This is a genomic window from Streptomyces sp. CA-135486, from assembly GCF_050936555.1.
GTDB lineage: Bacteria > Actinomycetota > Actinomycetes > Streptomycetales > Streptomycetaceae > Streptomyces.
In genome coordinates this window covers 1,184,115-1,204,325 of sequence record NZ_JBNJMM010000002.1, presented here as the reverse complement: position 1 = coordinate 1,204,325, position 20,211 = coordinate 1,184,115, and the positions used below count along the sequence as shown (strand labels likewise).

At 69.0% G+C, this 20,211-nt stretch carries 21 protein-coding genes; 3 read left to right on the top strand and 18 right to left on the bottom strand.

Annotation, left to right across the window (positions count from 1 at the left end):
- Positions 1-38: 38 nt before the first annotated feature.
- The gene (locus tag ACQEVG_RS24875) at positions 39-830 is read right to left on the bottom strand and encodes a prepilin peptidase (protein WP_432987602.1); all 792 of its coding nucleotides are present in this window, start codon (positions 828-830) and stop codon (positions 39-41) included.
- A gap of 105 nt (positions 831-935) precedes the next feature.
- Between ACQEVG_RS24875 and ACQEVG_RS24870 the strand changes: the two genes are divergently transcribed.
- The gene (locus ACQEVG_RS24870; RefSeq protein WP_432987600.1) at positions 936-1,295 is read left to right on the top strand and encodes a DUF192 domain-containing protein; all 360 of its coding nucleotides are present in this window, start codon (positions 936-938) and stop codon (positions 1,293-1,295) included.
- 107 nt (positions 1,296-1,402) lie between these two features.
- Here ACQEVG_RS24870 and ACQEVG_RS24865 read toward each other — a convergent pair whose 3' ends face one another.
- The 15 genes from ACQEVG_RS24865 to ACQEVG_RS24795 all read right to left on the bottom strand — a co-directional run bounded on the left by ACQEVG_RS24865 (position 1,403) and on the right by ACQEVG_RS24795 (position 14,703).
- Complete coding sequence (locus ACQEVG_RS24865) at positions 1,403-2,701, bottom strand: hypothetical protein (protein WP_432987598.1); 1,299 nt, start codon at positions 2,699-2,701, stop codon at positions 1,403-1,405.
- Positions 2,702-2,786: 85 nt separating this feature from the next.
- Positions 2,787-3,413, bottom strand: coding sequence for an OmpA family protein (locus ACQEVG_RS24860; RefSeq protein WP_432987596.1), 627 nt, complete (start codon positions 3,411-3,413; stop codon positions 2,787-2,789).
- Positions 3,413-4,006, bottom strand: coding sequence for a hypothetical protein (locus ACQEVG_RS24855; protein WP_432987594.1), 594 nt, complete (start codon positions 4,004-4,006; stop codon positions 3,413-3,415). The genes ACQEVG_RS24860 and ACQEVG_RS24855 overlap by 1 nt, the downstream gene beginning before the upstream one ends.
- A 29-nt stretch (positions 4,007-4,035) precedes the next feature.
- Entirely contained in the window at positions 4,036-4,644 is a 609-nt protein-coding gene (locus ACQEVG_RS24850) for a pilus assembly protein TadG-related protein (protein ID WP_432987592.1), read from the bottom strand.
- An 8-nt stretch (positions 4,645-4,652) separates the two neighbouring features.
- Positions 4,653-4,910 carry a hypothetical protein gene (locus ACQEVG_RS24845; RefSeq protein ID WP_432987590.1) on the bottom strand — a complete coding sequence of 86 codons (258 nt, stop codon included), beginning with the start codon at positions 4,908-4,910 and terminating at the stop codon, positions 4,653-4,655.
- A 182-nt stretch (positions 4,911-5,092) separates the two neighbouring features.
- Entirely contained in the window at positions 5,093-6,193 is a 1,101-nt protein-coding gene (locus ACQEVG_RS24840) for a response regulator (RefSeq protein WP_432987588.1), read from the bottom strand.
- Positions 6,194-6,274: 81 nt separating this feature from the next.
- On the bottom strand, positions 6,275-7,630 hold the full coding sequence (locus ACQEVG_RS24835) for a sensor histidine kinase (protein ID WP_432987586.1): 1,356 nt from the start codon (positions 7,628-7,630) through the stop codon (positions 6,275-6,277).
- 7 nt (positions 7,631-7,637) lie between these two features.
- Positions 7,638-8,525 carry a DUF5936 domain-containing protein gene (locus ACQEVG_RS24830; protein WP_432987584.1) on the bottom strand — a complete coding sequence of 296 codons (888 nt, stop codon included), beginning with the start codon at positions 8,523-8,525 and terminating at the stop codon, positions 7,638-7,640.
- Between the two features lie 56 nt (positions 8,526-8,581).
- Entirely contained in the window at positions 8,582-9,523 is a 942-nt protein-coding gene (locus ACQEVG_RS24825; protein WP_432987582.1) for a type II secretion system F family protein, read from the bottom strand.
- 47 nt (positions 9,524-9,570) lie between these two features.
- Positions 9,571-10,911, bottom strand: a complete 1,341-nt coding sequence (locus tag ACQEVG_RS24820) for a CpaF family protein (RefSeq protein WP_432987580.1) — start codon at positions 10,909-10,911, stop codon at positions 9,571-9,573.
- 40 nt (positions 10,912-10,951) lie between these two features.
- A complete protein-coding gene (locus ACQEVG_RS24815) occupies positions 10,952-11,311 on the bottom strand; it encodes a TadE/TadG family type IV pilus assembly protein (RefSeq protein WP_432987578.1) in 360 nt (119 codons plus the stop codon).
- A gap of 3 nt (positions 11,312-11,314) precedes the next feature.
- A complete protein-coding gene (locus ACQEVG_RS24810; RefSeq protein WP_432987576.1) occupies positions 11,315-11,710 on the bottom strand; it encodes a TadE/TadG family type IV pilus assembly protein in 396 nt (131 codons plus the stop codon).
- A 27-nt stretch (positions 11,711-11,737) separates the two neighbouring features.
- Entirely contained in the window at positions 11,738-12,988 is a 1,251-nt protein-coding gene (locus ACQEVG_RS24805) for an AAA family ATPase (RefSeq protein WP_432987574.1), read from the bottom strand.
- A gap of 7 nt (positions 12,989-12,995) precedes the next feature.
- Positions 12,996-13,709, bottom strand: a complete 714-nt coding sequence (cpaB, locus tag ACQEVG_RS24800) for a Flp pilus assembly protein CpaB (RefSeq protein ID WP_432987572.1) — start codon at positions 13,707-13,709, stop codon at positions 12,996-12,998.
- Positions 13,710-13,827: 118 nt separating this feature from the next.
- Positions 13,828-14,703 carry a hypothetical protein gene (locus ACQEVG_RS24795; protein WP_432987570.1) on the bottom strand — a complete coding sequence of 292 codons (876 nt, stop codon included), beginning with the start codon at positions 14,701-14,703 and terminating at the stop codon, positions 13,828-13,830.
- 401 nt (positions 14,704-15,104) lie between these two features.
- Between ACQEVG_RS24795 and ACQEVG_RS24790 the strand changes: the two genes are divergently transcribed.
- Positions 15,105-16,823, top strand: a complete 1,719-nt coding sequence (locus ACQEVG_RS24790; protein WP_432987568.1) for a chitinase — start codon at positions 15,105-15,107, stop codon at positions 16,821-16,823.
- 127 nt (positions 16,824-16,950) lie between these two features.
- Here ACQEVG_RS24790 and ACQEVG_RS24785 read toward each other — a convergent pair whose 3' ends face one another.
- Entirely contained in the window at positions 16,951-17,094 is a 144-nt protein-coding gene (locus ACQEVG_RS24785) for a hypothetical protein (RefSeq protein WP_432987566.1), read from the bottom strand.
- Between the two features lie 141 nt (positions 17,095-17,235).
- Here ACQEVG_RS24785 and ACQEVG_RS24780 point away from each other — a divergent pair, with 141 nt between their 5' ends.
- Positions 17,236-18,585: a M14 family metallopeptidase gene (locus tag ACQEVG_RS24780; protein WP_432987564.1), complete on the top strand. Its 1,350-nt coding sequence runs from the start codon at positions 17,236-17,238 to the stop codon at positions 18,583-18,585.
- Positions 18,586-18,708: 123 nt separating this feature from the next.
- Here the strand turns inward: ACQEVG_RS24780 and ACQEVG_RS24775 are convergent, their stop codons facing one another.
- A complete protein-coding gene (locus ACQEVG_RS24775) occupies positions 18,709-20,181 on the bottom strand; it encodes a GntP family permease (RefSeq protein ID WP_432987562.1) in 1,473 nt (490 codons plus the stop codon).
- Positions 20,182-20,211: the final 30 nt, after the last annotated feature.

Sequence of the window (20,211 nt, the reverse complement as noted above, 5' to 3'; positions counted from 1 at the left end):
ATGAGGAAGCGCGTCGCCGCGCCGTGCGTCGGCGGGTGCTACCCCGTCGCCGCGAGGGCTCCCAGCAACAGACCGCACAGCGCCCCCACGATCATGAAGGGCCCGAACGGGATCGCCGTCTTGCGGCCGGCGCGGCCAAGGGCCATCAGGCCGAGGCCGTACAGCGAGCCGAGCAGAAACCCGGCGAAGGCGCCGAAGAAGAGGACCGTCCATCCGTACCAGCCGAGGACGACGCCGAGCGAGAGGGCGAGTTTGACGTCGCCGAAGCCCATTCCGTTCGGGTGGATCAGGAAAAGCACGAGGTAGGCGACGCCGAGGACGAGCCCGCCGAGCAACGCGGCGGGCCAGGAGCCCGCGGCACCGGGGAGCAGCGCGGCGAGCCCCAGCAGGGCGGCGGCCGCGGCGGCGAGCGGGAGGGTGAGCCGGTCGGGCAGCCGGTGGACCGTGCGGTCGACGACGGCAAGCAGCACGGCGAAGGGCGTCAGCAGCAGCCAGACGGTCAGCTCGGGGCGCGGCCCGGTGGCGGCGGCGAGGACGGCGCAGCTGACGGCGGTGACGAGCGGGACCGTGTACCGGGTGGGCGCGTCGGGCTCTCGTGTCGCCGGGCCGTCGGCCGTGCGGACCGGAACGGCCGTGGCACGGACCGCGCAGGCGGCACACGACAAGCCGCCGAGCCAGCCCCGCGCGGGCCCGGTGAAGGGGTGCCCGGCGGGGCACGCGTCCCGCCACCCCTCCTCCGGCTCGACGGAGAGCCGGTATGCGGCGCGCGGGACGAGCAGCCCGGCGGCGGCGCCCCAGAGGGCGGCGACGGCGATCAGCGTGACGTACACGGCAGCGAGCGTAGGCGGCCGGTCCGGGTCCGGTCATGGGCCCTGGGGCCCACTCCTGACGGTCCAGGGCCCATGGCCGTACGCCGGGCGCTACGGTCTACGGCCATGGGCGGACGGCGTCAATGGCGGGGCGGCACAGGGACATTGAGGGTTCCCGGACGGGACGCGGCGGTACCGGTGGAGATCGCGGCTACGTACGGGCCGCGGCGTCGGGGGCTGCTGGGGCGGGACGGGATCGAGGGCGCGATCCTGCTGACGCCGTGCAACAGCGTGCACACCTTCCGGATGCGCTTCGCCATCGATGTGGCGTATCTGGACAAGGAGTTGAGGGTCGTCGACCTGCACGCGATGCGGCCGGGCCGACTCGGCAGGCCACGGCTCAGGGCGCGGCATGTGCTGGAGGCGGAGGCGGGGTCGATGGCGGGCTGGGGCCTGCGCCCGGGGGTGCAAGTGGAGATCGACTGAGCTCAGCCACCCGAGCGGTCCCTCGCGGTGACGGCTCGGACCGGTCAGGCGCGGGCCGGCCGTCGGGGCGACGGGGCGACGGGGCGACGGGGCGACGGGGCGACGGCTCAGGGCTCCCACGGCAGCGGGACCTGCTCCGTCACCTCTCCGCGACGCCCGACAAGCGCCCATGTGCCGAGTCCCAGCAGCAGTACCGTGCCCAGTCCGATCGCCCCGATGCCCAGCGCCTTCAGCCCCGCGTTCTCCGCGCCACCGTCCTCGACGCGGCCCTCCTGGGCGGCCGCCCGGTCCGCGTCCGTGATGCCGAACCCGGCCGCCGTCGCGTCACCGTCGTACGCCGGGCCCTGCTGTGGCTCACCCTCGATGCCGACGCGCAGGGTCATGGGGAGGGAGCTGTCGATCTGGCGGTCGAGGGTGACCCTCACGTAGTACCAGCCGGAGAAGCGCATCGCGCCGGTGTCGTCCTGGGACGAGCCACGGTTCGCGAAGGCGGCCGGGGCGGTGCCGAAGCCGACCGCCGCCGGCTTGCCCAGATAGTTGGTGTCCGCGCTCCGTACGAATCCACGGGCGGTGTTGAACAGGGACAGCCTGAGCCCGTCGACCACCACGGGCGCCTGCTCGGTCGTCGAATTCGCGAATTCCGCGTCGAGGAACAGTTGCTGCCCCCAGTCGACCGGCACCTTGTAGAAGCGGCTCTCACCGGGGCTCAGTTCGTCCTTCCAGACCCCTTGTCCCACCGCGGGCGCATCGTTGAAGCCGGTGCCGCCGCTCACACCCTTTGCTGTCCCGGTAGCGGGCTCGGGCGCCTGCGCACCCCACGTGGACGGCGCCGACGGCACCACCGCCCCGGCCTTCAGCCCCGGCTCCGTCATGTACTTCAACTCCACGGGCCAGCCACCGACGCCCGGGCCACCGCCGGAACCGGTCCATTCGACGCTGTAGAGATAGTCGCCCGCGCCCTGGCATTCCCGGCCGTTCCCGATGCGGCGGGTCGCGTAGTCGGCGATGGGACGGGGGGTGGCGCTCCCGAAGCTGACCTCATTGCTGACGCTGCACTCCACGCCGTCGGTGGACTCCAGCGTGACCCGGATTCCGTCCGTGGGCTGCACCCTGCTCTCGGGCGGCGGAGCGAGAACGGCCGAGACATAGACATTGGTCCTGGCATCCAGTTCCACCCGGTAGTACTTTTTCTGCCCCGCGAAGATGGTGTCGGTGTACGTCCCCGGCCGCAGCCTCGGCCCCTCCGTACTCACGGCGGTGCCCCGTACGGGCCTGGCGTCCTGGGCCGTCCGGTACGGCGCCAAGTCCTCCGGCCCACCCGGAGACGAGGCCTCGACCGGCACAGCCGCCAAACCGACGGTACAGAGGGCCAGCACGCTGATCACTCCGGCTTTGCCCCTTGTCACTGCTCCACTCCTCCGCACCCGACCGGCCTGCCCGCACAGGCGAGGGCCGCCCGCGGCACGCTGCGGGCGGCCCTCGCCGGGACTTTCACCCCCTGGGGAAGGAAACCTCAACCCGGCGGTTCTTTTTGCGTCCTTCTTCGGTCGCGTTGTTCGCGATGGGGTACTGCTCGCCGTACCCACGGATCTCATAGGTGATGCCAAGGGAACTCAGCTGCTGCGACAGCACGCTGTGCACGGCGGCCGCGCGCTGCTTCGACAGTACGTCACCGTGCTCGGAGGTACCGAGATTGTCGGTGAAGCCGAAGACTCGGACCTTCTTGGCGTCCTGGTTCTTGATCTCCGCGGCGATCGCGGCGATGCGGGCGTTCGCCTCGGTGGAGAGCTTCGCGCTGTCCTTTCCGAAGAGCACCTCGGCCTGGAGAGCGAACGTGATGTCGGCGTTGGTCTCCTCGCGGCGCTCCTCGCCGCCGAGCTCCTCGACGACCGACTTGATGTCGAGCACCTTGGCCGCGGCGAGAGTTGCCCCTTCAGGGAGCTTGAGGTCGGAGTCCTTGGCGTCGATCTGGACGGGCGCGGAAGCCGACGGGGTGGGATACGGTCCGTCCTCGGCCACGGCATCGACCGGGCCCGCAAGACCCAGGGAGAGTGCGGCCACGAGGACGGTCGCCGCGGTGCGCGAGTGGTGCCGGGTGGGGGTGGTGAGGGCGCTCATCAGGAGAGCTCGATCGTCGTGCTGGGGAAGCCGGGGAACTGGATGTCGACCTTGGTGGTGGTCTGCGGGGGTGCCGGGAACTGGGCGAAGAAGGCGAGGGCCTGCCCGGGCTGGATGAAGCCGTCGTACCCATAGGTGGTCAAAGGCCGGTTGTCGGTGTCGCGCAGTACGTAGTAGCGCTTCTTGCCCTTGGAATCGACCAGCGTCATTCCGGCGAACGAGTGGCCCGTGGCGGCCACTGCCTGTTCCATGCCGTTCCAGCTGACCGGAACGGAGAACCCGGCGGATCCGGTGTTCTTGAACTGTCCGTCCACAGTGAGGAATCCGCCGTCATCACGTTTTGCCGAATGGACGGCAAGCTCCAGCCCTCCGTCACCCTTGACGTTCGCGATGGGGTCTCCGGACGTGGGCGCGGTCGCGTTGTCGTTCTTCCCGTCCTTGCCCTTGTCCGGGGCCGAGGAAGAGGAGGCCGGCTCCTTGCCCTTGTCTTCTCCGCCGTCACCCCCGCATGCAGTCAGCGAAAAGGTCAGGGCCGCAGAGAGCAAGGCTGCCGCCCCGGCCCGGCGCATGGTCCTCATCTGCCGCATACTCATCAATCCTGTTCCTTTGCACTCATTCGAGGTCAGTCCTCGGCCAGTCGGACGGTGAAGAGGTCCGCAACGTCGGGGAGCAGCTCCAGGTGCCCGGGGTCGATCTCCCACTCCTGGGTATCGCAGACGAGCTTGCCCAAAGGCGGCTTCTGTTCCTCGTCCCCACTCCCGGGAGGCCCCTTTGACTCGTCCGGCTCACGAGGCGTGAACGCGCAGCGGGGCTCGACCACAGCCGTGGCTCTGGCTGTCGCGTGCTGGTCTGCGGTCCCCTCGACGATGTTGTCCCCCATCGGCTTGAGAGACGTGGCCTCCACGGTGAAACCCCAGCGCCCATCCGTGAGCTGGGTGCAGCCGACGCGCGCGCCGTTGAGGGCGGCAAACCGAGGTGCCTCCGTGCAGCCGTTGGCCGTCCCGATCTCGTCCCCGTCGAAGAGGCCTTGCAGGTCATCGAGGAAGTCCGTCAGGTCCAGCTGGTCCCTGGACTCCCGCGCGGCCGCCAGGGCAGCGGCGTCGGCCGCTGTCTGGGTGCCGTTACGGCTGATGTCCGCCTGACCGAAGGCGAGGTATACGAGCGCAAAAAAGAGCAGGCCAACCACCGCTGCGATGTACAGCGGCGTGGCCTGCCCTCTGTCTCTGTGCACCGGCAGGGTCAGCCGGCGCCGCCACCCCCGCCGCCGCTGTTGAGGACCGAGCGAATCTTCTCCGAGAACTTGTTCGCGATCTCGGTGCCCATGTTGGTCTGCAGCAGCAGCACCACGATGGCCACCACCAGAATCGTGATGCCCACGTACTCGATCGCGCCCTGTCCCCTGTCCCTGCGGCTCTTGATGCCCTCGAGGACCGAGTCCCTCCAGCCGGCCACATAGACCCTGGCCGCTGTCGCGGCCTTCAGCCCGACGTCCGTCATGGCGTTCCCCTCCGGTTTTGTACGCATCCCTGGTGTCGGCTCTCGCACTTCCGGCTTCCCCCTGACCGGACCCGGCGACACCGGAAACGTACGACCGTAAGGCTTCCCACGCCATGGGCCTCAGGGCCCAACTGCGGGCCCAAAACCCGGGCTGGGCCCTCCGCCGGCGGGCCGGCACCTGTTCAGCCATGCGCTGCCGACCCCCCTCGCGCCACGGCGTGCCAGATGGCGATGGCTTCGCCGCGGCTCCCCGCGTTCAGCTTGGCGAAGATGCGGTTGATGTGGTTCTTGACGGTCTTCTGGCTGATGAAGCAGGACGCCGCGATCTGCTGGTTGGTCATGCCGGACGCAATCAGCTCCATCACCTCCACCTCCCGCCGACTCAGCTCCGTGATCACTCCGCGCAGCCCTCCGGCTACGCCACGGCCCTGAGACGAATGTGCCACATTCGCTTGCGAAAGCGAAGGCATTCGAGCAAATCCCTGTGCGGCCAGGTCGGCGTCAAAGGCGGCTGGCGACTGGCTCGTTGACCGGTCGGACCCGGCGTGTGCGTGCACGCCGTACGCGACCGTAGACGGTTGCTCCGGCGAAGCCGACTGTCGGCCGGAGCCGGTGAACGCCGTGCCCAGGCCGTCGGGCAGCGCCGGACCACAGCCCCCGCCGGTTCCGTCGTCCCGCACCCTCGCCAGCAGTGCGCCGGAGGCGGAGTGCGTGAAGTGCGCCCGGCCCGTCTTGATGTCCCGTACCGCGGTGACGAGTTGGTCGGCGGTGAACTCGCCGTGTACGAGATAGCCGCCCGCGCCCAGGCGCAGCGCCTCGTGGACGATCTCGCTCTCCCGGCTGTAGGTCATCATCAGCACCGGGGCCAGTCGCACCAGGTGCGGCAGGGCCGAGATGCCGTCGACGCCGGGCATGCGGACGTCCAACAGCACGACATCCGGGCGGTGTCGGACAGCGGCCTCGTAGGCCTGACGTCCGTCCGCCGCCTCCGCGACGACCTCGAGGTCGGCGCGGCCCTGGAGCAGAACGGTCAGGCCCGCGCGTACGACCGGGTTGTCGTCGGCGACGACAACGCGCAGGGACGGTGCCTTGGGCAGGGGGGCCGGGCCCGGCAGGGCGGGGAATTCGCCCGTGGGCACGGGTGACAGCGGTGGCACGGAGGCCAGGGGAATGCCCGTGGTGTGGTCGGAGCTGAGCGGGGTGGCGTGCGAGGACGTGTGCTGCGAGACATGGGACTGCTGGGTCCAGTTCTGCCCCGAGCTGTAGGAGATGTCGTCCGGCATGCTGCAGCCTCCTCTCGAAGTGGGGACGGTGGGTGGGGTTGACGCCGTGGACAGGTCAGTGAACAGGTCAAAGTCAACAGGTCAGTTGAGCAGCGGGAACCGATGGTGCGCGGACCGAGCGGGTTGCGTGGGGATGCCGGGCGCGAGTCTCAGTGCGGCGGCGGGCAGCTCCAGGAGGACTTCGGTGCCCTTCGCCGCCCGGCCTCTGCCGATCCGGATACGGGCCCCGATGGCGGCGGCACGCTCGACCATGCCGACCAGGCCGAAGTGGCCCGCCCGCCGCAGGTCCTCCAGAGTGGTGCCGGGAGGCAAGCCCCGCCCGTTGTCGTACACGCTGATTCTCAGCACCTCGCCCACGAGTCCCGCCGAGACGTCCAGACGGCTGGGGTGCGCATGCCGGTGGGCGTTCTCCATGGCCTCGGTGGCGATGGTCAGGGCCTGCCGGGCGACCGCCTGGGGAACCGGCGGCACGGGGATGTCGCCGAGCCCGCGGAAGCCGGCCGACATGCCGTGGCGCCGGGCGAAGTCCTCGGTCCTGGCGCGAAGTTCGGCGAGGATGTCGACCTCGCCGTCCAGTCCCGACTTCCGGCGCAGATCCGACAGGAGCTCACGGGATTCGGTCGCGGCCCGGCGGGCCGAGCGGGCCACCAGCTCGGCCTGGTGCCTGACGGTCAGCGGGTCCATCCGGTCGGCGGTGCCGGCGAGGCCGTCGGCCGCCAGCGCCAGGCCGTGGAGCGTCTTGGCGACGGAGTCGTGCATCTCGCGGGCGAGCCGGGCCCGCTCGTGCTCCACCGCGTCGCTGACGGCGAGCCGGGCCCGGGTCTCGGTGAGCGCCTGGGACGCGGCGCCGAAGCCGAGCAGGAGGTTGCGCAGGGTGCTGCCGACGGCTCCCGCCATCACACAGAGGCCGACCATCAGCAGCGCCGACGCGTCCGCCTCGATCTTCTGGTTGATGGCGTAGGCGGCGGCGAGCAGCAGGGACTGGAGCGGCGCGAAGATCGCGGCTCCGCGCCACCCGTACACGAGCCCGGCGAGGAGCGGGGTGCAGAAGGTGACGTAGGTGAGCGTGGAACCGGGCGAGGCGGAGAACAGCAGCAGCGCCCCGAACAGCATGTCGGCGGCGAGCAGCGAAGGGTGCCGCAGCAGCACCGGTCCGAAGCGCTCCCAGTCGCGCAGCAGCACATAGGACACCATGACCGTGACGAGAACGGCCGCGCCCACCAGCCAGCCGCCCAGCCCCCGGTCGACGCGCGCGAGGGCGAACGGGGCGGCGAGCGCGGTCATGGCCAGGCGGAAGCCGAACAGCTGGCGGCACAGCGCCTGGAGCGCGTTGACCTGGATCGGCAGCGACGGCACATGTGCCGGGGCGCTCGCGGGCGCGCTCGCCTCGGCCCCACCGGTCAGCGCCGTCCTGGTCGGCCGCGGAACCCGTCCCATGGCCGGTTCAGCCTCCGAAGATGTCGCTGAAATTGACATTGGAGGCGTAGTAGAAGCCGACCACGATCAGGATCATCGTCCCCGGGAGCATGAAGCTGGTGACGATGAGCGTGGCCTTGGGGACGGCCTTGGCGGCTTTGCGGCGGGCGTTCTGCGCATCCGTCCTGCGCATGTCGTTGGCGATCTGGATGAGGGTGTCGACGATCGGGGCTCCGAGCTCCTCGCCCTGCTGAAGCGCGGACACGAACATCGACACCTGGTCCGACTGGTTGCGCCTGCGCAGCTGCTCGAAGGCCTCGCGCCTGCTCACGCCCATGTCCATCTGGCGCAGGGTGATTCGCAGTTCGTCCGCCCAGGGCCCCTCGTACTTCTCGGCGACCCGCTCCAGCGCCTGCCGGAACCCGAGTCCGGCGGAGACCACGACCGCGAGGACGTCGAGGAAGTCGGGGAGCGTGCGCTCGATGTCGTCCTTGCGCCTGCTGATGGCTGCCCACAGGAGTACGTCGGTCCAGAACAGGCCGTACAGGACGAAGAACACGGCGAGTACGAACCGGCCGTTCATCAGCATGCCGAGGGCCACCAGCGAGCCGAGGCCGCCGTAGACGGCGCGCCGGGCGGCGTAGCGGTCGACGGTCAGACCACCGGGGTTGCCCGCCATGTCCAGCTTCCTGCGGACCGCCTCGACCCGCTTGGGCCCCATCATGCGCAGGACGTACGGGGCGTACCGCATGCCCAGGCGGTCGATGACGGAACCTGTGGCGGTGGTGCGGGTGGCGCCGACCTCCAGCGCGACGGCGAGGTCGCCGGGGAGCTTTGCCTCGGCGCGGTACATGCGGACGCCCAGGAAGGCTCCGTAAACGGCGAGTCCGATGACGGCCGCGAGCAGCAGTCCCATGGTGTACTCCCTCCCTTCGGATACGGATCGTCGGACGGATACGGATCAGATGCAGATCAGATGCGGACGCGGGTGAGGCGGTTGATGAGGAAGAAGCCGAGCGCGTAGAGGCCCGCCGAGACGAGCACGGCGAGCCTGCCGGCCAGGGCGCTGGTCATGTCGTCGAGGGCGCCGGACCGCATCCCGTTGATGAGCAGCAGAAAGCCCGTGCCGAGCACGGGGACCGCCACCGCGGTCACCTTGACCTGCGAGAGCAGGGTGGTGACCTCGCGGCGGGTCTCCTTGCGCTCCTCCAGGGTCTCGGTGAGGTTGCGCAGCGAGGAGACGATGGTGCCGCCGGCCCGGTTGGACAGGATGAGGGTGGTGACGAGAACGGTCAGCTCGCGCGACGGCAGACGCGCGGCGAGATCGTTCAGTGCGTCGTCGAGCGAGCGGCCCAGGGCCAGCTGATCGGTCACCCGCCGCAGCTCTTCCCTGGCCGGATCGTCGAGCTCCTCCACGGCCATGCCGATGGCTGTGCGCAGTGCCAGTCCGGCCTGGGTGGCATTGGCCAGTACGCGGGTGAGTTCGGGGAGCTGGTTGATGAACGCTTCGGTGCGCTTGACGCGTTGCCAGTTGAGGAACCCGTTGGCGCCCCAGATCCCGATGACGGCGGCGATGATCCCGAAGAAGGGCGCGAAGACCGACGCGGCGATGAAGTAGAGGGCGAGCAGCGCGCCGAGTACGGAGACGAAGTACTCGCCCGGAGTCAGGTCGAGACCGGTCGCGGAGAGCTTGCGCTCGATGCGCTTGCCGAGGCGTGTCTTGCGCAGCCGCCGGTCGACGCCGCTGAACCGACGGCGTCGGCCGCTCTCGATCGCGAGCTGGCCCTCCTGGGTCATCCGCTCCAGCAGGGCCTGCCGTTGGGCCTGACCCGATGCGTAGACATGGACGCCGACGACGGCGAGCACACAGCCGAGCAGTGTGACGGCCATCGTCAGGAGCGGGAGGTTGTTCATCTCGGGCGGGCCTTCTGTGTGGGCGGGCGGAGGGGAAGGGGGGCTGGTCAGGCCGTCGATGTGCGCGAGGCAAGCTGGTCCTCGGACCGCGCGACGCCGAAAGCCGGGGGAATCGACTCGCCGGCCATATAGAGGCGGTCGGCGACCCGTCGGGGCAGCGGGAAGTACGCGAACTTCCCGTGGATACGCCCGTCCGGGGCCATGGGCTGGGCGTCGAAGCGGCAGACCGTGACAAACCGGTAGTCCTCACGGCCGTACGAGTCGACGACGGCGATCTCGGTGATCTTGCGAGCGCCGTCAGCGTGCCTGGTGAGCTGCACAATGACGTCGACCGCGCTGTTGATCTGGTCATGGATCGCCACGAAGGGGATCCCGACCTCGGACATGGAGCTGAGGGTCTGCAGTCGCATCAGCGCGTCCTCGGCGCTGTTGGCGTGGACGGTGGCGAGCGAACCGTCGTGGCCGGTGGACATCGCCTGGAGCATGTCGAGCGTCTCGCCGCCTCGGACCTCGCCGACGATGATGCGGTCGGGCCGCATGCGCAGGGAGTTGCGCACCAGATCGCGAATGGTGACCTGACCCTTGCCCTCGACGTTGGCGGGACGGCTCTCCAGCGTGATCACATGCGACTGCTGAAGCTGGAGCTCGGCGGAGTCCTCGATGGTGACGATGCGCTCGCCGCCCGGGATCAGTCCCGACAGAGCGTTGAGCAGCGTGGTCTTTCCGGTACCGGTGGCGCCGGAGACGATCACATTGAACTTGGCGCGCACCAGACCCGCCAGCAGCATCAGTATCTGTTCGTCCAGCGAGCCCAGGCCGATCATCTCCTGGAGCGTGAAGGCCCGGGGGAAGCGCCGGATGGTGAGGATCGGGCCGGTCAGGGAGAGCGGTGGAATGATGACGTTGACGCGCTCCCCGCTGGGCAGGCGGGCGTCGACCATCGGATTGGCCTCGTCCACCCGCCGGTTGACGGTGGAGACGATGCGCTCGATGGTCTGCATCAGCTGCTCGGTGGAGGAGAAGCGCAGCGGGAGCAGTTCCAGCCGTCCGCTGCGCTCCACAAAGACCTGCTCGGGTCCGTTCACCATGATTTCGCTGATGGAGGCGTCTTCGAGGAGCGGTTCGAGGATGCCGAGGCCGAGGGCTTCGTCGACGACCCTGCGGATGAGCTGGGTGCGCTCGACCGTGGAGAGGACCGGGCCTTCACGGCTGATGATGTGGCCCAGGACCCGCTCCAGACGAGCGCGGCGGTCGGCTGCCGCGAGGGCGGACATCTCGGCGAGGTCGATCTCCTCCAGCAGCTTGGCGCGGTAGACCCCGACGAGCCGGCTCTCCTCGCCCTGTCCGTTCGTCGGCTCGGGGTTGTTGATGCGCGCCCGCAGACCCATGACGTCAACTCCCTTGTACGGCTTGCCTGGCGCTGTCGGTTCAGTCCCGGGGCATGGTGGCGCTCTTGGTGGTGGTGAAGTCGAAGCCCGGGACGAGGGAGGGAACGGTGACCGTGGCCTCGACCGTGACCTCGTCGTCGCCCGCAGAGGACTCGGTGAAGCTCGCTTGGAGCCAGGAGCTCACCGACTCCCGGCCCGCCTGCTGATAGGAGATGCGTGGTTGGTGCTGCGAGGCCACCCGGGCCGCTGCCCGCGCCGCCGTGCCCGCCTGCTGCGCGGCGTACACGGCCAGCCCCACCTGGACCGCGACCAGGGCCACGAAGAGCAGCATGACGAGCCATCCCCCGTACTCGATGACCGCCTGGCCCCTGTCGTCCCGACGGGCTGCCTGCTTGCGCATGGCTCAGTTCCTCTCCGTCGCGGCGGCGGCCCGGCCGGGCACAGTGATCGGGAGGCTGAAGCCGCCGGGGAAGAGCAGCGGGACTTCGAGGTTCGCCTCGGCCTTGACCAGATCGCCCTCCTGGTGGCAGGTGATGTGGCGCGTCCACGCTCCGGGCACGTCCACCTCGCCTGCCCGCTTGCAGGCCGCGTCCCGGTCTCCTTCCGCCACGGCGCCCGCGCTCACCGCCTTGTCGGCGGCGTTGCCCGCGAGCACGAAGGTGTAGCCGACGAGCGCCGCCTGCCACAGCACGAGCATCGTCACCAGAATGATCGGCACCATGCCCGTGAACTCGATGACGGACTGCCCCCGGTCATCCCGCAGGCCCCGGTAAGACAGGCGTACCGCTCGACCTTTCATGACGCAACGCTCCCCCTCATTTCGGCATCACCTCGTACGGCCCGGGCGGCGGCCACCGCCGAGCGAGCCCCGGTCTCCGCGGAACCTGCTCGGCTTCTCGGCCGATCCACTCTTCACGAGCCCCAGTTCTCCCGCCAGTTGCCACAGTGCTTGTTTCACCGTGGACCTGGGCTCCAAATCCTGCATCCGGCCGGCATCGACGACGGCCTGAAGTTCCTTGAAATTGGCGGGGACCGCCACCCGGGCCACCCGGGTCGAGGTGATCTTCTCGATCAGCTGGGGCTGGATCTCCGTGTGGCGCGTATGCCGGTTGACGACGGCGACGGTCTCCTCCGCCTTGCGGATCTGGAGCCGGTCCCAGAGCCTGACCATGCGCTTGGTGGCCCGGACGGTGACGACGTCCGGCGTGGTCACCAACAGCGTGGTGTCCGCCATCTCGATGGCCGCGGCGTTGGCCGTGTTCATATAGGTGCCGCAGTCGATGACGACGACCTCGTAGCGGTGCCGCAGCGCGCTGACGATCTGGCGGACCAGCCGGTCGCTGACGTCCTCGCCGCGTTCGCCCTCCCCCGGCGCGAGGAGCAGCCCGAGCCCCGTCTCATGACTGAAGAGCGCGTCCTGCAGTACCCGGGGCGAGATGTCCTGGATGGTCGCCAGGTCCACGATGGACCGGCGGAACTGCACATCCAGATACGAGGCCACATCACCGCCCTGCAGATCCAGGTCGACGAGAGCGACGGTGTGCCCGGACGCCCGGGCGGCGAGGGCGAGCTGGATCGCCGTCACGGTCGTGCCGACCCCGCCCTTGGCGCCGCTGACGGTGACGACTCTGCCGCCGGGGCCGGTGAAGACTTCGGCCCCCTGGCCCAGATGGCGTCGTACTCCCACTGACCAGCCCGCCGCCGCCTGGACGCGCTGCGCCAGCACCTCGTACGACAGCGGCAGTCCCACCAGCCCCCGGGCACCGGAGTCCATCGCCGCCGAGTACAGACCCGGGCCGGCGTCGGAGGTGACCAGGATGACCCCGACCGCCGGAAAGCGCAGTGCCACCTCCCGGATCAGCTCGAGAGCCGGCACCGGTCCGATCCGCTCGTGGACCAGCACGACCTCGGGCAGTTCGTCGAGGGATTCGCCCGCCAGCCGGGACAGCAGGTCGAGCAGTGAGGTCGAGTCGCCCACCGGCGGGGCCGGTTCCGCGTCCGGGAGCTGGCTGAGGAGGGTGGTGATGGATCGGGAGGCGTCGGCGTCACCGACGGCCGGGAGGATACGAGTCGTCATCCGGCCCTCACTTGTTCTTGTCTTCGGAGAGGTCGTAGCTGCCCTCTCCCGGGCGCAGCGTGGTGGGGCTGCCGTCGGGAAGCAGGGCAAGGCGTACGTGCTCGGCGAAGGATTCGGCGTAGGCCACGCGCTGCGCGTCGGTGGTGGTGAGAGCGAAGGTGATCGGCACGGCCTCGGTGGGGCCGCTGTTGCGCTCACCCTTCTTGGGGCTGAGCGCTGTGAGCTCGCCGACGTCCAGGACCTTGGCATTGGCGACGATGATCCGGGACTGGTCCCGTTCGGAGTCGTTCTGCGCGGCGAACGTGGCGAAGATATTGACCAGGTTGCCGGGCCTGATCTTGCCCGCGACTCCGGTGGCGGCATCGATCATGATGGCGATCTCCTGCTGCCCGCTCTCCAGCTGCGGCCGCTTCACGATCATGTCGTCCTGGAGCAGCGAGCCGCCGCGGAGCTGTGTGACGGCTATCTTTCCGTTGATCACATCGAGATCGGTCACGGCACTCCGGGACAACCAGCGCTTGGGCATGGTGACCTTCTCGAACTGGTCCGGCACCAGGGGCGTATAGGGCGCGATATCACCTTTGACCCGGTAGGCGGCAACCTCGGGCCCGACCTTTGAATTCACATCACTGATCACCGAGAGCACACCGGCGAACGCACCGAAGGCGCAGAGAACCGAGAGAAGCAGTAGTACGACGCCGCGGCGCTGCCGTGAATTCATGGGCGGGACAACCTCGTTCGGATACGTGGACTGACGGAGCGGACAGGGAGAGCGGAGCGGGTTGGTACGCCCTTTCGGCAGGCCGCCACGACCCGTGCCGACCGCCCTGGAGGCGGGATCACGACCCTTGGTGCGTGGGTGTTCCACGATGGTTCAGGACACCGCGCGCCTGGTCCTCGGCGGCGGAAAGGGGTGACAGGCAGAACCCGCAGCGGTCACCGATCAGTTGAATGCCGCACCAGGAGCACACCTCTCGCCGTACGGACGAAACCAATTGATAGAGGACGGAGATGTCGGCAAGGAAGGCGGCGAATTCGATCACCCTGACCGTGCCCCACCACCTGGGGGACTCGGCGGGCAGTGCTGATTCCTGCACGTTCTGGACCTGCCAGGACGGCGCGAGAGTCCCCGTCACCCAGTCCGACTGCAACTGGCCTCTGGCGACGATCAATTGGGTGCCGAATTCGGGTCCCGCGAGACCGCCGCTGCCGATCTTGACCAATTGAGGGTGGGGATTGGCCAGCACGCCGAACTGGGAGCCCGGGACCCAGGACTTGGCATGGGACTTGAGACCGACCGGAACCCGGTCGAGCTTGGTGACCGAGCCGAGCAGTGCACCCGCGTAGACATAGTGCGAGAGCAGCCGGGCCGCGGATGCGACGACTCCCGCGCTGAAGTCACAGACCGATAACTGCCGCATCTGGCGTACGAGTACGGCGAGGCCGAGCGGCGGCAGGTCGACCTTCAGCAGCGCGATGCGGTCGCTTTCCAGGACGGAGCGGACCGTATGCAGCCGGCGTTCATGAGCCACCGGAAGGGAGGAGGAATAGAGGGCGATCACATAGCCGTGCTGCTCCAGCAGGACGGTCATGTCGGCGAGGGCGGCATCCAGCGGCTGAGCGTCCGGCGACTGCAGCAGAGCCGCGGTGGGCGTCTGCTGGTCGGTCGGCGGCAGCACCAGATCTGCGCTGGTGACAGCTATCGCGGTCGGCACGCTGGTTCCCCGTTCGCTCCGGCCGCCGGAATTCCGACGCCCGCAGATCCCTACTGCTCCGTGCTCCTGCTCCTGCACTTTATCCACGAGTGAGGAGGCAGAGAACACCTTTCAGAACCGAGAGCCTCAACCCGCACACGCTCCGCACAGGCCAAATGGTGCAAAGAGGTCATTAGTTAACTCCCGCAACCCCAGAGTGAGTTCCAGCGGGGCGTTTCGGCGGACGAGGCCTGAGCGCCGCCGTCCCGCACGGCCCCACGGTGGCGCACCGGGCGTTCGTATACGAATCGACGCCAGAGGTCTTGACAACCTGATTGGTCTGGACCAGTTTGTACGCCCAGCGGTGGCCACCGTTCCCCCGTACCCCTCCACACCCCCAACTCCCCCACCGGAGGCAGCAAGTGGACCGCACCACACGCTCACGAAGACGACCGTCCCGGAAATGGCTCGGCGGAGCGCTCGCGCTCGCATTCGGGGCCGGCCTCACCTTCATGGGCATCACAGGAACCGCGCAGGCCGCCGACGTCAATGTCGCCAAGAACGCCGGCTTCGAGTCCGGGCTCGCCAACTGGACCTGTTCCGGAGGCAGTGGGGCCAGTGTCTCCTCCCCGGTGCACGGCGGCGCCTCCGCCCTCAAGGCCACGCCCGCCGGGCAGGACAACGCCAAGTGCACCCAGACCGTCGCCGTGAAGCCCAACTCGACGTACACGCTGAGTGCCTGGGTACAGGGCGGGTACACCTACCTCGGCGCCACCGGAACCGGCACGACCGATGTCTCCACCTGGACCCCGGATTCCGCCGGCTGGAAGCAGCTGTCCACCACCTTTACGACCGGCGGCAGCACCACCTCCGTGACGGTCTACACGCACGGCTGGTACGGGCAGGCCGCCTACTACGCCGACGACGTGTCCGTCTTCGGCCCGGACGCCGGCGGTGGCGGCGACCCCTCGCCGACCGTGCCCGCCGCCCCCGGCGGGCTCGCGGTCGGATCCGTGACCTCGTCCTCCGTGGCTCTGTCCTGGAACACCGTGTCCAACGCGACGGGGTACAACGTCTACCAGAACGGCACCAAGGTGCAGTCGGTCACCGGCGCGTCGGCGACCGCGACCGGGCTGAGCGCCTCGACCTCGTACCAGTTCCAGGTGACCGCGACCAACGCGGCCGGTGAGTCCGCGAAGTCCGCGGCGGTGACCGGTACCACCTCGGCCTCCGGCGGCGGCGGTGGCGGCGGGACCGTGCCCAAGCACGCGGTGACCGGCTACTGGCAGAACTTCAACAACGGCGCCACCGTCCAGAAGATCAGCGATGTGCCGGCCAACTACGACATCATCGCGGTCTCCTTCGCCGACGCGACCGGCACGCCCGGCGGCGTCACCTTCAACCTCGACACGGCCGGGCTCGGCGGCTACACCGTCGACCAGTTCAAGGCCGACATCAAGGCCAAGCAGGCGGCCGGCAAGTCCGTGATCATCTCGATCGGCGGCCAGAACGGCACCGTCACGATCAACGACTCCACCTCCGCCACGAACTTCGCCAACTCCGTCTACTCGCTGATGCAGACGTACGGTTTCGACGGCGTCGACATCGACCTGGAGAACGGCCTCAACTCCACCTATATGACCCAGGCGCTCAGGTCCCTGTCGTCGAAGGCGGGCTCGAAGCTCGTCATCACGATGGCGCCGCAGACCATCGACATGCAGTCGACGTCGAACGAGTACTTCAAGACGGCGCTCAACATCAAGGACATCCTGACCGTCGTCAATATGCAGTACTACAACAGCGGTTCGATGAACGGCTGCGACGGCAAGGTCTACTCGCAGGGCTCGGTGGACTTCCTCACCGCGCTCGCCTGCATCCAGCTGGAGGGCGGTCTCGCGCCGGCCCAGGTCGGGCTCGGCCTGCCGGCCTCGACCAGTGGCGCGGGCAGCGGCTATGTCTCCCCGACGATCGTGAACAACGCGCTGGACTGCCTCGCCCGGGGCACGAACTGCGGATCGTTCAAGCCGTCCAAGACATATCCCTCGCTGCGGGGCGCGATGACCTGGTCCACGAACTGGGACGCGAAGTCGGGCAACGCCTGGTCGAACGCGGTGGGCCCGCACGTCCACGGTCTGCCGTAGGGCTGCCACCGACCCGGAACAGCAGCGCCGCCGCTCAACCGGCGGCGCTGCTGCGCGTTGCGGCCGGTGCCCGGACCGGCAGGAGCCGCGGCGAGGACGGCAGGCATGTGGGGGACGGCCGTCCGGGCTATGCCCTCGCCCATTCGGCCCGTACGGACGGGTGGCTCCGGCCGGTGATCCGGCGCACCCACACGCCGGGAAGGGCAGACCCGCCGCATCGGCCGCCCTCGGCGTGCTTGAGCTCCACGGCATACATGCCGATGAGTTTCAAGATCGATAATATGGCCGAAGGTGGCCTCTTGACCGGGTCATGCCATGGCCCCACGATGTGCCCACACAACCGCACCACCCCACGCATCACCCCATGCGTCGCAACTGAACAACCCCCCACACTCCCCACCCAGGAGACTTCATGCGACTTCGCATCCGCGGCAGAAGCAGGAAGGCCGCAACCTTCACGGCCCTGCTCGCGCTCGCCGTTGCCGCCCCCTTCACCGCCAACGCCGCACCCCCCGATCCCACGGCGAGGACCACCCCGGCAGCCGCCGAGGAGGAACAGATCCAGCAGTACGAGGTCCAGGGCCCGGCCGACGCCGCCGCCCGTACCGCGCTCGCCGCCACCGGCGTGTCGATCGACGAGACCGACGCACGATCGGTCGTCGTGAGCGCCACCGCCACACAGGTGAAGCGGCTGCGCGCCCTCGGCTACACGCCCAAGGCCCTGGGCGCTCCCCCGGCCAGAAACAGGGCCGGCGAGGCCGTCGAACCCTTCGACTTCCCCTCCGCCGACGCGCGTTATCACAACTACGCCGAGACGAAGGCGGAGATCGACCAGCGGATCGCCGCGCACCCGAACATCATCAGCAAGCGCGTCATCGGCAAGAGCTACGAGGGCCGGGACATCATCGCCGTCAAGATCAGCGACAACGTCGCGACCGACGAGAACGAGCCCGAGGTCCTCTTCACCCATCACCAGCACGCGCGCGAGCACCTCACCGTCGAGATGGCGCTGTATCTGGTGCGCGAGCTCGGTGACGGCTACGGCAAGGACTCCCGGATCACCAACGCCGTGAACGGCCGCGAGATCTGGATCATCCCCGACGTCAACCCGGACGGCGGCGAGTACGACATCGCCACCGGCAGCTACCGCAGCTGGCGCAAGAACCGTCAGCCCAACTCCGGTTCGTCGAGCGTCGGCACCGACACCAACCGCAACTGGGACTACAAGTGGGGCTGCTGCGGCGGCTCTTCGGGCTCCACCGGCTCCGAGACCTACCGCGGCCGGGCCGCCGAGTCCGCCCCCGAGGTCAAGGTGGTCGCCGACTTCGCCCGCAGCCGGGTCGTCGGCGGCAAGCAGCAGATCAAGGCGGGCATCGACTTCCACACCTACAGCGAGCTGGTGCTCTGGCCGTTCGGCTACACCAACTCCGACACCGCCCCGGGCATGACCCAGGACGACCGGAACGCCTTCGCCGCGGTCGGCCAGAAGATGGCCGCGAGCAATGGCTACACGCCGGAGCAGTCGAGCGACCTCTACATCACGGACGGCTCGATCGACGACTGGCTGTGGGGCAACCAGAAGATCTTCTCCTACACGTTCGAGATGTATCCGACGGGCTTCGGCGGCGGCGGCTTCTACCCGCCCGACGAGGTGATCGAGCGTGAGACGAGCCGCAACCGTGACGCCGTGCTGCAGCTGCTCGAGAACGCGGACTGCATGTACCGGTCCATCGGCAAGGAGCAGCAGTACTGCACGGGTTGACGCGGTACTTCGGTTGATACGGACAGGGGCGCCCCGGAACCGCTCGGTTCCGGGGCGCCCCCGCGTTCTGCGTACCGCTGTATGGCCGGACGCAGCGCGGCTGTACGGCCGGACTCGGCGCCGCTAGACGGCCAGACTCAGCGCGGCCGCGACCGCGAAGCCCGCGACCGAGAGCACCGACTCCAGCACCGTCCACGACTTCAGGGTGTCGCGCTCGGAGATGCCGAAGTACTTGGCGACGATCCAGAACCCGCCGTCGTTGACGTGCGAGGCAAAGATCGAACCGGCCGAGATCGCCATGATGACGAGGGCGAGGAAGGCCTGCGAGTGGTCGCCGTTCTCGACCAGCGGGAGCACGATGCCGGCCGTGGTGACGATCGCGACCGTCGCCGAACCCTGCGCCACACGCAGCACCAGCGAGATCAGATACGCGAGGACGACCACCGGCAGGCCGACGTCGTTGAAGGTGTCGGAGAGCGCCTGCGCGACGCCGCTCGCCTTGAGGATGGCGCCGAAGACGCCGCCCGCACCGACGACGAGCAGGATGTTGCCGACCGGCTTGAGCGATGAGGTCGACACCTGCTCGAGGGACTTGCGGGACCACCCGCGCCGGATGCCCAGCAGGTAGTACGAGAGGACCAGCGCGATCGTCAGGGCGACGAAGGGGCTGCCGAAGAACTCGATGACGCTTCGGAGGGTGGAAGGGTCCAGCGCGATGGAGGAGAACGTCGCGGCGAGGATGAGCACCAGCGGCGTACCGATGATGAGGAGCACCGTGGCGAGGGAGATGGGCGCCTCGGCCGACTGTCCGTCGCGCCGCATGCGCTCTGCGGCGACCGCGGCCTTGGCGTCCTCCGCGGCCTCCACCATGTCCTGCGGGACCTCGACGAAGAGCCGCTTGCCGATCCAGGCGGCGTAGCCCCAGGCGGCCAGGACCGCCGGGAGGCCGACGAGGATGCCCATCAGGATGACCCAGCCGAGCGAGACATGCAGCAGTCCGGCGGCGGCGACCGGGCCGGGGTGCGGCGGCAGAAAGGCGTGGGTCATGGACAGACCGGCCAGCAGCGGCATCGCGTAAAGGATGATCGACTTGCCGGAGCGCTTGGCGGCGGCGTACACGATCGGCGCGAGGACGAAGATGCCGACGTCGAAGAAGACGGGTATGCCGAAGATCAAGCCGGTCAGGCCCATGGCAAGCGGGGCGCGCTTCTCGCCGAAGAGGTTCAGCAGACGCGAGCTCAGCACCTCGGCGCCGCCGGACACTTCGAGTATCGCGCCGAGCATGGTGCCGAGCCCGATGATGATCGCCACGTGTCCGAGGATGCCGCCCATGCCCTGCTCGATCACCGAGACGGCGGCCGACTTCTGGACGGTGCCGAAGAGTTCGGTGACGGAGAGACCGGCGGCGAGGCCGACGGCTATGGAGACGGCGAGCAGGGCGACGAAGGGCTGCAGCCGGACCTTGATGATGAGGAGGAGCAGCAGCGCGATGCCGAGGGCGGCGACGGTCAGCAGACCGGCGGTGCCGTCGATGAGAAGGAGGAGACCGCCGGTGTGGGGCGGGGGTGGTGGTGGGGCGTCAGCGGCGATGAGCATGGGGAAACTTCCTGTTTTGGGCAAGGGCGG